Genomic DNA, 16,022 nt, shown 5'->3' with positions numbered 1-16,022 from the left:
ATAAAGGAGGTTGCACGATGGAACGTGTGCAGCGCGTTTTAGAATACAACAAAATGAAACAGCAACTGCTTGAACATGTTGCTTCATCCCTTGGTAGGCAGAAAGTCAACGAGCTTGTCCCTTCTACGTCTTTAGAAGAAGTCCGCCATCTCCAAGATGAAACAGCTGAAGCAGCAAATGTTTTACGGTTAAAGGGACATGTCCCTCTTGGAGGCATTTCAGATGTCCGCCCTCATATTAAGCGTGCAGCGATTGGTGGAGTGTTGTCGGCAACTGAATTGATTGAAATTGCTTCGACATTATATGGTGGAAAAAGGGTGAAGCAGTTTATCGAAACGATCATTGAAGACGGTCATATCGAAGTGCCGATTTTAGCAGGGCATGTAGAGCAAATTGAGCCCCTTTCACCAATTGAAAAAGCGATTAAACAATGCATTGATGATAACGGCTATGTCCTTGACTCAGCTAGTACGAGTTTACGGACAGTGCGGCATCAAATCCGCAGCTATGAATCCGGGATCAAGTCCAAGCTTGACCAGTTAACCCGTTCGTCCAATACACGGAAAATGTTGTCTGATGCAATTGTAACCATTCGTAGTGACCGTTACGTGCTCCCTGTTAAACAAGAATACAGGGGGACATTTGGCGGCATCGTCCATGACCAATCATCCTCTGGGGCGACGCTGTTTATTGAACCGGCAGCGATTGTGACGCTAAACAACCAATTAACAGAAGCCAAGGCAAAAGAAAAGCGGGAAATTGAACGGATTTTGAGAGAACTGTCGGCAAAAGTAGCAGAGGAAAGCGAGCAGCTGCTCCTTAATGTCGATAAGCTGGCGCAACTGGATTTCATATGTGCGAAAGCCTATTATGCCAAAGCTGTTAAGGCAGTGAAGCCAACGTTAAATGACCGTGGGTATTTGGATTTGCGGCAAGCGCGTCACCCGCTTTTGCCTCCAGACAAAGTCGTACCGAGTGATATGGCGATCGGCGACCAGGTCCGTTCGCTAGTTATTACTGGACCAAATACAGGTGGCAAGACGGTTACGCTGAAAACGATTGGGTTGCTGACGTTAATGGCCCAGTCTGGTCTGTTTGTTCCTGCTGCTGAAGAAACGGAGCTTGCCGTTTTTGAACATATTTTTGCCGACATTGGCGACGAGCAGTCCATAGAACAGAGCTTGAGCACATTTTCGTCCCATATGAAAAACATTGTCTCGATTTTAAATGAAATGAATGAAAATAGCCTCATATTGTTTGACGAGCTAGGAGCAGGCACAGACCCAACTGAAGGGGCAGCATTAGCCATTTCAATATTAGACCATGTCTATAAACGGGGAGCGCTTGCTGTGGCAACTACCCACTATAGCGAGTTGAAAGGCTATGCCTACAACCGCGAAGGCGCCTTAAATGCGAGTGTTGAATTTGATGTCGAGACGCTGCGGCCAACATATCGCTTGCTTGTCGGCGTTCCTGGGCGCAGCAATGCGTTTGCGATTTCAAGGCGCCTCGGACTAGACGAACGCATTATCGATCAGGCCAAACTGCAAATTGACAGCGATGCGTCCCAAGTAGAAAAAATGATTGCTTCCCTGGAAGATAGCCAAAAATCAGCACAAAGCGAATGGAGCCGAGCGGAGGCGGTCCGCCGTGAAGCGGAAGCATTAAAACGAGACTTGGAAAAACGGATGGCTTCTTTCGAAGAAATGAAAGAAGCGGCTTTGCAAAAAGCCGAACAGAAGGCGGAAAAAGTAGTTGCTGCCGCACAAGAAAATGCAGAATTGATCATTTCCGAGCTGCGCGATTTGCAAAAGCAAGGGGTAGCTGTAAAAGAGCACCAGCTCATTGAAGCGCGGAAACAACTGGAGGAAGCGGCGCCAAAACTTGTCTCTAAAAAGCGCAAGCAAGTAAAAAAGCAGGCAGAAAAGGCGAAACGTCTGCCAGAGCCAGGCGACGAAGTCAAAGTGTTAAGTTTTAACCAAAAAGGCACAGTCGTGAAAAAAATAGGCGATAATGAGTACCAAGTACAGCTGGGCATTATGAAAATGGCCGTCCCTATTGATGACATTCAATTGCTTGAACAGGAGCGGCGCCAGCCAGAAAAAGCAATTACGACGATACGTGGAAATGATGCACACGTCAAAGCAGAGCTCGACCTTCGTGGGGAACGGTATGAAGACGCGATGCGCCGAGTCGAAAAATACATTGACGATGCGTTGCTTGCTGGATACCATCAAGTCTCGATTATTCATGGAAAAGGGACAGGCGCCTTGCGCAAAGGCGTGAAACAGTTCGTTGCCAACCATCCACGTGTTAAATCTGCCCGTGACGGCGGCATGAATGAAGGCGGACTTGGCAATACAGTAATCGAGCTTAAATAGAAAGGAGCTAGACATGGACGTTCTCCTTCAAAATGAATGGATTCAAACCGTAGCAAACTACAGTGTAACGATCTTAATGCTAGTCGTCTTTCTTGCCGTTTTTGAAACAGTGACGCGCTATAATAACTGGGAAGAGATCAAAAGAGGCAACGTGGCCGTTGCCATGGCTACAGGCGGGAAAATTGTCGGGACAGCAAACATTTTTGCTGCGACGATCCAGCATGCCGATGGTTTACTAGTTATGCTGATGTGGGGAATTTTTGGGTTTGCGTTATTGTTATTTAGCTACTTTATTTTTGAATTTCTAACACCAGGTTTCAAGGTCGACGAGGAAATCAAAAACGACAACCGCGCAGTTGGCTTGCTGTCACTGCTGCTGTCTGTCGGCCTTTCGTTTGTCATTAGTGCAAGTATAACCGCTTAGAGAATAGGTTGTGAGTGCATGGAACGGTTGATACGAATTTTATACATTAGTTGTGGATTATTTGCCATTGCTGGAATCGTGTTCTTAATTTTATACGCATAGCATTAAGGAGCGTTTCCCTCTCGCTGGGGGAGGCGCTTTTGCCATTCGCAAGAAATGATCGCTTGGCATAAATGTGCAAAAAAAGAAAAAAACATTTGAAATAATGTAAGCGATTACAATACAATGAAAGAGAGGAGAATTTCTTGCGAAAGGGGCCTTTATAAGGAGGAGAACCATGGCGAGCGATGAAAAAAGGTGGTTTCAGCATTATCCGAAGCAAGTCCGCCCCTTTTTGGACTACGAGGATGTGCCGTTGCAGCATTTTTTCAAGCAATCAGCTAACAGGTTTCCGCAACACGAGGCGATCCACTTCTTAGGGAAAACATTAAGCTACGAGGAATTGTATGACCAGACGCTCCGGTTTGCGAATCGACTGCAAAAACTGGGCGTGAAAAAAGGCGACCGTGTGGCAATTATGCTCGCCAATAGCCCCCAATCGGTGATTGGTTACTATGCGGTGCTCATGGTAGGGGGCGTCGTCGTTCAAACGAACCCACTCTATGTCGAAAGGGAACTGGAGCACCAGCTCGCAGACGCGAGGGCAAAAGTCATTTTGTGCCTGGATTCGGTCTTGCCTAAAGTTGAAAAGGTGATGGCGCGTACGTCACTTGAATTGGTGATTGTGACGAGCATCGCTGAATACCTTCCTTTCCCCAAAAATATGCTCTTTCCCTTTGTGCAAAAAAAGCAAGGGATTCCAAAAGTGAAAGTGACGTATTCGGAGCGGGTATTGCCGTTTGCTCGGCTTGTAAAAGAGGGAGAAGCGTTGGAGCCTGAAGTTGAAATGAACGCAGACGATTTGGCGTTGCTCCAATATACTGGAGGGACAACGGGGCTTGCCAAAGGCGTAATGCTCACACATCGGAATTTGGTGGTCAACGCAGTGCAATGTGACGCTTGGCTTTACAAAACAGAAGAGAGAAGTGAACGGGTGCTTGGCGTCATGCCATTTTTCCATGTGTACGGGATGACGACAGTGATGAATTTCGCGGTTAAAACGGCAGCGACAATGGTGCTATTGCCGAAATTCAAGCCAGAAGAAGTATTAAGAACGATTGAAAAGCAAAGAATTACACTTTTCCCTGGAGCGCCAACGATGTATGTAGCCCTCGTAAACAATGAACGTATTCATCAATACGATTTGACTTCGATAAAAGCGTGCATTAGCGGTGCTTCCGCCTTGCCCCTTGAAGTACAGCAAAAGTTCGAAGCACAAACGAAGGGCAGAATCGTAGAAGGATACGGGTTAACTGAGACGTCGCCAGTTGTCTGTGCCAATCCGATCTGGGAAAAGCGGAAAACGGGCAGTGTCGGCATTCCTTGGCCAGACACAGATGTAATGGTGTATTCACTTGAAAAAGACGGGGAAGCAGAAATTGGCGAGGTTGGCGAACTGTTTGTCCGCGGCCCACAAGTGATGAAAGGCTATTGGATGAGACCTGAAGAAACGGCGCAAACGTTTCATGGCGAGTGGCTAAAAACAGGAGATATGGCCCGTATGGATGAAGAGGGTTATGTGTATATCGTTGATCGAAAAAAAGAAATTATTATTGCAGGGGGATTTAATATTTATCCCCGTGAAGTAGAAGAAGTGTTGTTTGAACATGAAGCGGTTGTCCAAGCAGCCGTAATTGGTGTTCCTGACGAGTATCGGGGCGAAACGGTGAAAGCGTTTATTGTGTTAAAAGCAGGAGAAACGATATCTGAAAAAGAGATGGAAGCGTACTGTCGACAAAAATTGGCCGCTTATAAAATTCCACGACTGTATGAATTTAGGGATGAGCTGCCAACAACGCTAACAGGGAAAATTTTAAAACGGGTGCTCATTAGTGAAGAACAAGCACGCAAGGAAGAACAAGCGCAGCAGGAAGCATAAAGGGAAGGTTTCTTTACATGCGCCCATGTAGAGAAACCTTTTTAAGCGCCGTTATCATTTGACAATCGCCCTTTCCCGTACTATACTAAATAACATGAATGAACATTCATTCATGTTACGGAGTTAAGGAGAGATGGTTTTGAGTAAAAAGAGAGGTCAAAAGTATGACCAAATCATTGATGCAGCGGTCATAGTGATCGCCAAGCACGGTTTCCATCAAGCGCAAGTATCAAAAATAGCAAAAGAAGCGGGCGTTGCCGATGGAACAATTTATTTGTATTTTAAAAACAAGGAAGACTTGCTCGTATCGCTATTTGACAAGAAGCTAGGCGCTTTTGTCGAAAAAAGCAGGAGAAGATTGGCCAAGGAACACTCAATAGAAGCGAAATTCCACCTTTTAGTTGAATCTCATTTCTCACAGCTAGAAGACAATTACGATCTTGCAGTGGTGACACAGCTTGAATTGCGCCAATCTAAATCGGAATTACGCCAACGAATCAATCAAGTTTTAAAAGGATATTTGACACTTTTAGATGAATTAATAGCAGAAGGGAAAGCAGAAGGTTGCTTTCACCCTGAACTGGACCCGCTTTTAGCAAGACAAATGGTATTTGGCGTTATGGATGAAGTTGTCTCCAATTGGGTCATGGCAGAAGGCAAGTTTCCGTTGAAGAAACAAGCTGAAAATGTCTATCATTTGCTCCTCCACGGGTTGCGAGGGTAGTAACGTTTGAGCGCAAGGTGACTGCAACACCGATAACGACTACGTTTTGACTTGCTTGAAAAGGGGCAATTGCTCTTATTATAGGTTTACAGTAAAGGAGGACTACTAGTGGAAAACATAACATGGAAAGTCACAGACGGCATCGCAGAGATCGGGTTAAAGCGGCCCCCTGCCAATGCGCTTGCACGGTCTGTGATCGAAGAGCTGAGCGAAGTTTTTGAAAACGTATACAAAGATGATGCAATTAAAGTGGCAATCATTTACGGAGAAGGCCGTTTTTTTGCGGCAGGGGCAGATATTAAAGAATTTACAGAAGTAGGCGACAGCGAAGAGTTTGCCCAACTTGGCAAAAAAGGGCAAGATACGTTCAATAAAATTGAAGCAGCTCCGAAGCCCGTTATCGCTGCTATCCATGGCGCCGCGCTCGGCGGCGGACTTGAACTAGCTATGGCTTGCCATATTCGTCTGGCGGCACCAGAGACAAAACTGGGCTTGCCAGAACTGAACCTCGGGTTGATCCCAGGCTTTGGCGGGACGCAAAGGTTGCCACGGCTTGTTGGCCAGCCGAAAGCGTTGGAAATGATGCTGACAAGCGCTCCTATTACGGCCGAAGAGGCGCTTAACGTTGGACTTGTGAATAAAGTGTGCGATGAAGATCATCTGCTGGAGGAAGCAAGGGCAATGGCAAGGACGATTGCTGCGAAGAGCCCGTTAACGGTCAAGCGCGTATTGGAGCTTACGAAAATGAGCGAAGGCGCTCTGAAGGAAGGCTTAGATAAGGAGATCGCTTATTTTTCTGAAGTTTATCAGAAAGAGGATCGCATAGAAGGCGTCAATGCTTTTATTGAAAAGCGCAAGCCTGTTTTTCGCGGCAAATAGTCACTACGAGTTTATAGGAGGAATTCCCATGAATATTTTCGTTGTGTTAAAAAGAACATTTGATACAGAGGAAGCCATTACCATTCAAAACGGTAAAGTCCAAGAAGAGGGCGCCGAGTTTATTATTAACCCGTATGATGAGTATGCTGTCGAAGAAGCCCTTGTGCTGAAAGAAGCACATGGCGGAGAGGTCACAGTCGTCACAGTTGGAGAAGAGGAAGCAGAAAAGCAACTTCGTACAGCATTGGCAATGGGAGCAGACAAAGCTGTTTTGATTGATAGAGAAGAGCTTGAAGAGAGCGATCCTGCAACAACAGCAGCGCTATTGTATACCTACTTTAAGGACAAAGAAGTCGACATTATTTTGGCTGGCAATGTAGCGGTTGACGGCGGTTCAGGCCAGGTTGGCCCACGGCTTGCCGAATTGCTTGGCATCGCCCAAGTGACGACGATTACCGGGCTTTCTATTGAGGGGCAAACCGCTCATATTGTTCGTGATGTCGAAGGGGACGAAGAAAAACTGGAAGTGAAGCTGCCGCTCCTTGTCACTGCCCAACAAGGCTTAAACGACCCTCGGTATCCGTCGCTTCCAGGAATTATGAAAGCGAAGAAGAAGCCACTTGAGGTGCTTGATTTAGACGATTTAGATGTAGAGGAAGAAGACGTAGCGGCAAAAACCACGGTAGTTGATGTCTATTTGCCGCCTGAAAAGCAAGCAGGCAAAAAGCTAGAAGGAGAGCCATCTCAGCAAGTGAAAGAACTCGTCTCGTTGTTAAAAACAGAAGCAAAAGTGCTTTAAGGGGGAGAGGAATATGGCGAAAAAAATAATTGTCTTGGCAGAAGCGAAAAACAATGAGCTACGAAATGTGTCATTTGAAGCGATTGCTGCTGCAAAAGAGCTTGCGGATGGCGGCGAAGTGACAGCCGTTCTTGCTGGGGAGGCGATTGCAAGTCTTGGCGAACAGTTATTTCAATACGGAGCAGACCGGGTTATTGTCGTGGAACACCCTGAGCTAGCAAATTACACAACAGACGCATATAAACAAGCGTATTTGCAAGTGTTTGACAAAGAAAATCCAGACATTGTCGTTCTTGGGCACACTTCAGTTGGCAAAGACCTATCGCCGCGTTTGGCTGTTAAACTGGATGGAGCGCTCTTTTCTGATGTCGTTGCAATCGAGGCAGGCGACACGCCTGTATTTACACGGCCAATCTACTCAGGGAAGGCATTTGAAAAGCGCAAAGCTGTTGAGGAAGGGCCTTACATCGTCACAATCCGGCCGAACAACATTGCTGCTTTAGCTAAAGAGGAAAGCGCTTCTGGTGAAGTGGAAACACACTCTGTTGACATCCAAGATTTGCGCGCGATCGTGAAAGATGTGGTCAAAAAAGCGACTGGCGGCGTCGATTTGTCTGAGGCCAATATTATTGTAGCTGGCGGCAGGGGTGTGAAAAGCGCAGATGGCTTTAAGCCACTGCAAGAGCTTGCGGACCTTCTTGGCGGGGCAGTCGGAGCTTCCCGCGGGGCCTGTGACGCCGAATATTGTGATTACTCATTACAAATTGGCCAGACAGGCAAAGTCGTCACACCAGACTTATACATTGCCGTCGGCCTATCAGGAGCGATCCAGCATTTAGCAGGGATGTCCAACTCGAAAGTGATTGTGGCCATTAACAAAGACCCAGAAGCCCCTATTTTCGAAGTTGCTGATTATGGTATTGTCGGTGATTTGTTTGAAGTGGTGCCCCTTCTTACAGAAGAATTAAAAGCCGTGCTTGTCTCTAAATAACAACAGCTACTTGCGCTAGCGGGTAGCACCCATGACGGCAAAAGCCGACTAGAAAGCCAGTCTTTCGCCTTATGCTGCTTGCGTGAGCAAGTGGCTTTCTATTTTGGAAAAAATCGTTTATGATTAGTCGACAGTGGGTAATCTATTCCAGAGAAGCAGCATATTTTTCTACATGCTTACGGAATGGTATACTGTAAATATGTTATCAATGAAAGGGGATTTGGCAAATGGCAATTGTCAATGCGACTGACCAAAACTTCACGGAGGAAACAAAGGAAGGCCTCGTTCTTGTAGATTTTTGGGCTCCTTGGTGTGGACCATGCAAAATGATCGCTCCAGTATTAGAAGAGCTCGACGGTGATCTTGGCGATAAGGCGAAAATCGTAAAAGTCGATGTCGACGAAAACCAAGAAACCGCAGGGAAATTTGGAGTTATGAGCATTCCAACGCTGCTTGTTTTAAAAGACGGCGAAGTGGTTGACAAAGCGGTCGGCTTCCAACCGAAAGAAGCATTGGAAGAGCTGTTGAATAAACAAATGTAATCCTAGCAGTCCGCCTTTCTTAAAAAAGGCGGACTTTTTACAGGAGGAGGAACGATTGAACGAAACCATTACCAATAAGTTGGCTCTCTTGCCTGACAAGCCTGGTTGCTATTTGATGAAAGACCGCCAAGGGACGATTATTTATGTTGGTAAGGCAAAAGTGTTAAAAAACAGAGTGCGCTCCTACTTTACGGGGAGCCACGATAGCAAAACACAACGCCTTGTTGGAGAAATTTGCGATTTTGAGTACATCGTCACTTCCAGTAACATCGAAGCATTGATTTTAGAGCTTACACTGATTAAAAAGCATGATCCCAAATACAATGTGTTGTTAAAAGACGACAAAACGTATCCGTATATTAAAATCACGAATGAGCGTCACCCTCGTTTATTAATTACGCGGAAAGTGAAAAAAGACGGGGCAAAGTACTTTGGCCCTTATCCAAATGCAGGCGCGGCTACGGAGACGAAAAAACTGTTAGACCGCCTGTATCCATTGCGTAAATGCCGGAAAATGCCGGACTCCGTTTGTTTGTATTACCACATCGGCCAATGTCTTGCTCCTTGCGTATACGAAGTGAGTGAAGAAACCAACCAAACTATGGTGAATGAGATCACAAAGTTTTTGAAAAATGGTCATAGCGATATAAAAGAGCAACTTCGCGAACGAATGGAAAAAGCGGCCGAAGACCTCGACTTTGAACGGGCTAAAGAATTAAGGGATACGATTGCACAAATGGAAAAAGTAATGGAAAAGCAAAAAATGGCGTTTGCTGACAAAACGGACAGAGACGTATTTGGCTTTTCCTATGATAAAGGATGGATGTGCGTCCAAGTATTCTTTATTCGCCAAGGCCGCCTCATTGAACGGGACGTGTCCATTTTCCCCTTTTACCAGGAGGCAAGCGAAGAGCTGTTAACATTTATTGCCCGGTTTTATTTAGAAAAAAACCATATTAAGCCAAAAGAAATTTTTGTTGCTGAAAGCGTCGATAAACAATTGCTGGAAGAGTTGCTTGAGACGCGCGTCACACAACCGAAACGAGGCCAAAAAAAAGCGTTGCTTGATTTAGCTGAAGAAAACGCTGCTCTCGCTTTAAAAGAGAAATTTTCGCTCATTGAACGTGATGAACAGAGAACGGTGAAAGCAGTCGAACGTCTCGGGGAGGCAATCGGAATAAATGCGCCTTACCGGATCGAGGCATTTGACAATTCGAACATTCAAGGCGTTGACCCAGTGTCTGCTATGGTTGTTTTTGTAAACGGCGTGCCACAGCGAAAAGAGTACCGAAAGTATAAAATCAAAACGGTAGAAGGCCCTGATGATTATGGATCGATGCGTGAAGTCGTGCGTCGCCGCTACGTCCGCCTTTTAAAGGAAAAACGGCCATTGCCTGATTTGATTGTCATTGATGGGGGCGCCGGGCAAATTGCTGCAGCTAAAGAAGTGATTGAAGACGAGCTTGGCCAAGCTATCCCTGTCTGCGGTTTGGCTAAAGATGATAAACACCGGACGTCGCAATTATTAATGGGGTCTCCTCCGGTAGTCGTGCCTTTACAGCGTGACAGCCATGAATTTTATTTGTTGCAACGCATCCAAGATGAAGTGCACCGTTTTGCGATCACATTCCATCGCCAAACACGGGCGAAATCGTTTTTGCAATCAGCACTTGACGACATCCCTGGCGTAGGGGAGAAACGGAGAAAAGCGCTTCTTAAAACGTTCGGTTCAGTAAAAAAAATCAAGGAAGCTTCCATTGAGGACTTAAGCAAACACGTGCCAACCAAACTGGCAGAAACCATTCATCACACATTAAACAAAAACAAGCCGAATGCTTAACGGCTTGTTTTTTAGTGCCCTCCTGTTAGTCGCCTACGTTGACAGTATCATTTCGGTCAAAATGCACCGTAAAAATCGTGCTGTTTCGTTTTTGCGTATATGTAACGGCCGTTGTTACCTCATGCCACACTTCAAATGTTTCCGCTAAAAAGCCAGCCTCAAGCTGGTAACAGCGCCTATCTTTTCGTCCCATCCAATCTCCTGTTAGTTCAAAAATGTATTCGCTCCGTTTTTCTTTTAGACGCTGGAGTTGCCCCCATTCGGCACGTTGAAAAAACGAAATTAATTCTTCAACGGATTCAAGTGGGTTGTCGCGCGCGACTTTTTTGCCTACCCAATAAAGCAATCTGTCGTGCTCGTCTCCGAGAATCGTGCGCAGGATATCATTACGGATTAAATCATAGCCATATTGCCCTGCTGTTTGCTCCTTGTTGTCTTCCCCGCTCATTGTCACACCTCAACCTTTCGATAGCTTTCCATGTTCCTATACTACCTGTGATTAGCGATTTTGTCAGTAGTTCTTCTGTCTAATTTTTCACGGCAAATGGAACCTAGGCGATATAGTAAAGGAGCCCAGACAGTGATATACTAACTGGTGATAAATGAGAGGTGTGCCATGGACAATAAGCATGCACGGTTAAGCAATTCATTCCAAATTATTATTACTGCCTATTTGCTGACGATTTTTTTGTTTAGTCTGCTTTTAATGATTCCCTGGTTTCATCAAGACGGCGTAACGCTTGCCTATCGCGATTCTTTGTTTACAGCGGTTAGTGCCGTCAGTGTAACGGGGCTAACGACAATATCTGTTGCCGACACGTTTAATGGAACGGGCATTATGGTGCTTTCCCTTGCGATTCAGTTAGGCGGCATTGGCATTATGACACTCGGAACATTCACTTGGATCGTATTAGGAAAGCGAATAAACCTTGCCCAGCGCATGCTTATCATCGCCGACCAAAATCGCGTCCAAAACCATATGAGTGGCCTTGTTTTGCTCATGAGGCAGCTTTTGCTACTTGCGCTTGCGATCGAGTGTGTTGGAGGGCTTGTACTCGGTACTTATTATTTGCGCTACTTTGACACATGGACGGAGGCTTATGTTCAAGGATTTTTTGCTGCGTTGAGTGCGTTTACTAACGCTGGCTTTGACCTCACCGGGCAATCACTCCAACCGTTTGCCGGCGACGCAGTTGTCCAGCTTGTGATGATCTTGTTGATCATAGCCGGCTCGATTGGGTTTCCTGTTCTTGTAGAGTGCAGGGAGTTTTTGTTAAAGCGGAAAGCCGGATTCCGTTTCAGCTTGTTTACAAAATTGACCGTTTCCACTTATTTTCTCGTTTTCGCCATTGGGGCACTTGGCATTTGGCTGTTCGAGTCGTTTGGAGCTTTTGCTGGCTTGCCTTGGTTTGAACAGTTTGGCCATTCCTTGTTCCAATCGGCCACAACAAGAAGTGCCGGGTTATCAACGATAGATATAAGTCAATTTGAGCAGTCGACGCTGCTATTTATGTCGGGACTGATGATTATCGGAGCGAGCCCTTCAAGCGTTGGCGGCGGGATACGGACGACTACCCTTGCTGTAATGGTTTTGACAATCAGGGGCTACGCTTTAGGGCGCAACCGCGTAAATGCATTTGGGCGGCAAATCCATAAAGATGACCAGGAAAAGGCGTTTATCGTTTTGTCTGTTGCAGCATTGCTCATTGCCGTTTCTTTAATTAGCATCGCTTTTTTTGAACGAGACAGCGGCATACGTTTACTTGCTTTAATTGTGGAAGTCGCCTCTGCCTTTGGGACTTGCGGCCTAACAATGGGGGAGACTGGCTCCCTTTCCTATCCAAGCCAAATCATTTTAATGTGCTTAATGTTTATTGGCAGAGTAGGGATTGTCGCTATGCTGTTCTCCTTTAAAAAGAAACATACGAAAAGCCATTACCATTATCCGACAGAACCAGTCATTATCGGCTAGCGCCAAGCAGCCGATTTCTGTCGGTTTATGTAGAAAGAACATTCAAAACCCTTTAAAATCAAGATGAATTGAATCCGTTTTCTTGACTCGGATTTTCCCTAGGAGTAAAATGAAACTGTCAAATAGATTTCACAGTTTCAGTTTTTCAATGAAAGTCATTCATAATCCATATCAGGGGGTACGTTTATAAGAGAGAGAAAAACGCACGAATTTGTATAAGGGGTCTTGATGAGGAAAAATATCGTGGAGGGAACGTGTATGGCTGAGAATCGAGAGTACTTTAATCGTAGGCTTCATTCATTGCTAGGAGTTATACCAATTGGAATTTTTCTAATTCAGCATTTAATAGTCAACCACTTTGCAACAAGAGGACCGGAAGCATTTAACCAGGCAGCCCATTTTATGGAGAGTCTGCCCTTTCGTTATGCGTTAGAATTGCTCATCATTTTTATTCCGATTCTTTATCACGCGATTTATGGCATTTACATTGCGATGCAAGCAAAAAACAATACGAGCCGCTTTGGCACATTCCGAAATTGGATGTTCCGCATCCAACGGTGGACAGGGGTTTTTCTCTTAATTTTCATTTCTTGGCATGTTTGGGACACGCGGATCCAAGCACTGTTTGGTCATGAAGTCAACTACGATATGATGGCAAATATTTTGCAAAACCCTTGGATGATGGCATTTTACATAGTCGGCATTGTGTCTGCGACGTTCCACTTTGCCAATGGACTATGGTCATTCGCTGTATCATGGGGCATCACCGTAACACCTCGTTCACAACAAATTATGACATATGTATCAATTATCGTTTTTGCAGCACTTACCTATGTAGGTGTTTCCGCTGCATTTGCTTTCGTATAAAAATCAGCAACTAGCGAATTTTTTAGGGAGTGGACTTTATGAGTAAAGGGAAAATTGTTGTAGTAGGCGGCGGGTTAGCCGGGCTAATGGCAACGATTAAAGCGGCAGAAAAAGGGGTACCGGTCGATTTATTTTCGATTGTACCGGTGAAACGTTCCCACTCCGTATGCGCGCAAGGCGGCATAAACGGCGCTGTCAACACAAAAGGAGAAGGGGATTCCCCTTACGAACATTTTGATGATACTGTGTACGGTGGCGACTTTTTAGCGAACCAGCCACCTGTTAAAGCAATGACCGAAGCAGCTCCGGCGATTATTCATTTAATGGATCGCATGGGCGTTATGTTTAACCGTACCCCTGAAGGGCTCCTCGATTTCCGTCGTTTTGGCGGTACACAACACCATCGCACCGCTTTTGCTGGGGCCACGACTGGACAGCAGCTTTTGTATGCACTGGACGAACAAGTACGCCGTTACGAAGTGCAAGGGCTTGTAACGAAATACGAAGGCTGGGAGTTTTTATCTGCTGTGATCGACGATGAGGGCGCGTGCCGTGGCATTACAGCACAAGAGCTGAATTCAGCAGAAATACGCAGTTTCTCAGCTGACGCCGTTATTATGGCAACTGGTGGACCAGGAATCATTTTCGGCAAATCGACGAATTCAATGATTAATACCGGCTTCGCTGCAGCAAAATTGTACGAACAAGGCGTTGCCTATGCGAACGGCGAGTTTATCCAAATCCACCCGACTGCGATTCCAGGCGACGACAAGCTTCGCCTGATGAGCGAGTCTGCCCGTGGAGAAGGTGGGCGCGTATGGACATACAAAGACGGAAAACCGTGGTATTTTCTTGAAGAGAAATACCCGGCGTATGGAAACCTTGTCCCGCGTGACATTGCTACAAGGGAAATTTTCCATGTGTGTGTAGACGAAAAGCTTGGCATTAATGGCGAAAACATGGTCTATTTGGATTTATCCCATAAGGACCCGAAAGAACTAGATATTAAGCTTGGCGGCATTATTGAAATCTATGAAAAGTTCACAGGCGATGATCCACGGAAAGTGCCGATGAAAATCTTCCCTGCTGTTCATTACTCGATGGGCGGCATGTGGGTAGACTATGATCAAATGACGAATATTCCTGGTTTATTTGCCGCCGGTGAATGCGATTATTCTCAGCATGGTGCAAACCGCTTAGGTGCAAACTCGCTGTTATCGGCCATTTATGGCGGTATGGTTGCTGGGCCGAAGGCAGTGGAGTACATTAGTGGATTGAACACAGCTACTGAAGATTTGTCGTCTTCGCTATTTGAAGCGCAAGTGAAAAAAGAGCAAGACCAATTCGACGCGATTTTGCGCATGGATGGTACGGAAAATGCGTATGTCCTTCATAAAGAGCTTGGCGAGTGGATGACGGACAACGTCACAGTTGTGCGTTACAATGACAAGCTGTTAAAAACAGATGAAAAGATCCAAGAGTTAATGGAACGTTACCAAAACATTAACATCCATGATACGGCTAAATGGTCGAACCAAGGAGCGGCATTTACCCGCCAGCTTGGGGGAATGCTCAATCTAGCCCGTGTGATCACGCTTGGCGCTTACCACCGCAATGAAAGCCGTGGCGCCCATTACAAGCCGGAGTTTCCAGAACGAAACGACGAAGAGTTTTTGAAAACAACAAAAGCTTGGTACAATCCGAGCACCCGCGCGCCGGACTTTGAATATGAGGAAGTCGATACATCGTTGATTAAACCACGCAAACGCGACTACTCACAGAAAAAGCAAGGAGCTGGAAGCAAATGAGTGAAAAAACAATTCGCCTTATCGTGACAAGGCAAGATGGACCAGACAGCGGCTCCTATGAAGAAGAGTTTGCTATTCCTTACCGGCAAAACTTGAATGTGATTTCTTGCTTAATGGAAATTCGCCGCAACCCTGTCAATGTTAAGGGTGAGAAGACAACGCCTGTCACGTGGGATATGAACTGCCTAGAAGAAGTATGTGGCGCTTGTTCAATGGTTATTAATGGCAAACCACAACAGTCGTGCACCGCGCTCGTTGATAAGTTGGAACAGCCCATTCGCCTTGAGCCAATGAGGACATTCCCTGTTGTTCGTGATCTTGTCGTCGACCGCAGCAGAATGTTTGATTCTCTGAAAAAAGTAAAAGCCTGGATTCCAATTGACGGCACGTATGATTTAGGTCCTGGACCGCGCATGCCAGAAAAAAGACGCCAATGGGCTTATGAGTTGTCTAAATGTATGACTTGCGGCGTCTGCTTAGAATCTTGCCCGAACGTCAATTCAAAATCCGAATTTATTGGGCCAGCGGCACTATCTCAAGTTCGCCTCTTTAATGCCCACCCAACTGGTGAAATGAATAAAGAAGAACGGTTGGCTACCATTATGACAGACGGCGGTCTTGCCAATTGTGGGAACTCACAAAACTGCGTGCAAGCTTGCCCGAAAGGCATTCCGCTTACAACATCCATTGCTGCATTAAACCGCGCGACGGCATTGCAGTCCTTTAAAAACTTCTTTGGAAGCATATGATCATACAACGAGGCTGCGAAGCAGCCTCGTTTAACTATAGACAAACGCCGCTTACGTCAATCCCATTT

At 45.8% G+C, this 16,022-nt stretch carries 14 protein-coding genes; 13 read left to right on the top strand and 1 reads right to left on the bottom strand.

Features of this window, described 5'->3' with window-relative positions:
* The first annotated feature begins 17 nt into the window (after positions 1–17).
* The 9 genes from V5G21_RS02185 (at position 18) to uvrC (ending at position 10,558) form a co-directional block, all read left to right on the top strand.
* Positions 18–2,381, top strand: a complete 2,364-nt coding sequence (locus V5G21_RS02185; RefSeq protein ID WP_011247518.1) for an endonuclease MutS2 — start codon at positions 18–20, stop codon at positions 2,379–2,381.
* Positions 2,382–2,394: 13 nt separating this feature from the next.
* Complete coding sequence (locus V5G21_RS02180) at positions 2,395–2,805, top strand: DUF350 domain-containing protein (protein WP_011247517.1); 411 nt, start codon at positions 2,395–2,397, stop codon at positions 2,803–2,805.
* A gap of 277 nt (positions 2,806–3,082) precedes the next feature.
* Positions 3,083–4,783: a long-chain-fatty-acid--CoA ligase gene (locus tag V5G21_RS02175; protein ID WP_011247516.1), complete on the top strand. Its 1,701-nt coding sequence runs from the start codon at positions 3,083–3,085 to the stop codon at positions 4,781–4,783.
* Between the two features lie 139 nt (positions 4,784–4,922).
* Positions 4,923–5,507 (top strand): TetR/AcrR family transcriptional regulator, encoded by a 585-nt coding sequence (locus V5G21_RS02170; protein WP_338465194.1) that lies wholly within the window; start codon positions 4,923–4,925, stop codon positions 5,505–5,507.
* A gap of 108 nt (positions 5,508–5,615) precedes the next feature.
* Complete coding sequence (locus V5G21_RS02165; protein WP_338465193.1) at positions 5,616–6,386, top strand: enoyl-CoA hydratase; 771 nt, start codon at positions 5,616–5,618, stop codon at positions 6,384–6,386.
* Between the two features lie 28 nt (positions 6,387–6,414).
* The gene (locus V5G21_RS02160; protein WP_011247513.1) at positions 6,415–7,185 is read left to right on the top strand and encodes an electron transfer flavoprotein subunit beta/FixA family protein; all 771 of its coding nucleotides are present in this window, start codon (positions 6,415–6,417) and stop codon (positions 7,183–7,185) included.
* 13 nt (positions 7,186–7,198) lie between these two features.
* Entirely contained in the window at positions 7,199–8,176 is a 978-nt protein-coding gene (locus V5G21_RS02155; protein WP_011247512.1) for an electron transfer flavoprotein subunit alpha/FixB family protein, read from the top strand.
* A 227-nt stretch (positions 8,177–8,403) separates the two neighbouring features.
* A complete protein-coding gene (trxA, locus tag V5G21_RS02150; RefSeq protein ID WP_011247511.1) occupies positions 8,404–8,718 on the top strand; it encodes a thioredoxin in 315 nt (104 codons plus the stop codon).
* A 55-nt stretch (positions 8,719–8,773) separates the two neighbouring features.
* On the top strand, positions 8,774–10,558 hold the full coding sequence (gene uvrC / locus V5G21_RS02145; protein WP_035201857.1) for an excinuclease ABC subunit UvrC: 1,785 nt from the start codon (positions 8,774–8,776) through the stop codon (positions 10,556–10,558).
* Positions 10,559–10,583: 25 nt separating this feature from the next.
* Here uvrC and V5G21_RS02140 read toward each other — a convergent pair whose 3' ends face one another.
* Complete coding sequence (locus V5G21_RS02140) at positions 10,584–11,006, bottom strand: YslB family protein (RefSeq protein ID WP_035201855.1); 423 nt, start codon at positions 11,004–11,006, stop codon at positions 10,584–10,586.
* A gap of 168 nt (positions 11,007–11,174) precedes the next feature.
* Between V5G21_RS02140 and V5G21_RS02135 the strand changes: the two genes are divergently transcribed.
* The 4 genes from V5G21_RS02135 to sdhB all read left to right on the top strand — a co-directional run bounded on the left by V5G21_RS02135 (position 11,175) and on the right by sdhB (position 15,954).
* Entirely contained in the window at positions 11,175–12,530 is a 1,356-nt protein-coding gene (locus V5G21_RS02135; protein ID WP_011247508.1) for a TrkH family potassium uptake protein, read from the top strand.
* Positions 12,531–12,788: 258 nt separating this feature from the next.
* Positions 12,789–13,397: a succinate dehydrogenase cytochrome b558 subunit gene (locus V5G21_RS02130; RefSeq protein WP_011247507.1), complete on the top strand. Its 609-nt coding sequence runs from the start codon at positions 12,789–12,791 to the stop codon at positions 13,395–13,397.
* A gap of 38 nt (positions 13,398–13,435) precedes the next feature.
* Positions 13,436–15,205 carry a succinate dehydrogenase flavoprotein subunit gene (gene sdhA, locus V5G21_RS02125; protein ID WP_338465190.1) on the top strand — a complete coding sequence of 590 codons (1,770 nt, stop codon included), beginning with the start codon at positions 13,436–13,438 and terminating at the stop codon, positions 15,203–15,205.
* Positions 15,202–15,954 (top strand): succinate dehydrogenase iron-sulfur subunit, encoded by a 753-nt coding sequence (gene sdhB, locus V5G21_RS02120; RefSeq protein WP_011247505.1) that lies wholly within the window; start codon positions 15,202–15,204, stop codon positions 15,952–15,954. Before sdhA ends, sdhB begins: the two co-directional genes overlap by 4 nt.
* Positions 15,955–16,022: the final 68 nt, after the last annotated feature.

Source organism: Shouchella rhizosphaerae (genome assembly GCF_036700015.1).
Taxonomy (GTDB): Bacteria; Bacillota; Bacilli; order Bacillales; family Bacillaceae_D; genus Shouchella; species Shouchella rhizosphaerae.
Note: the sequence above shows the minus strand (reverse complement) of the source record. Positions and strands in the feature narration are given on the sequence as shown.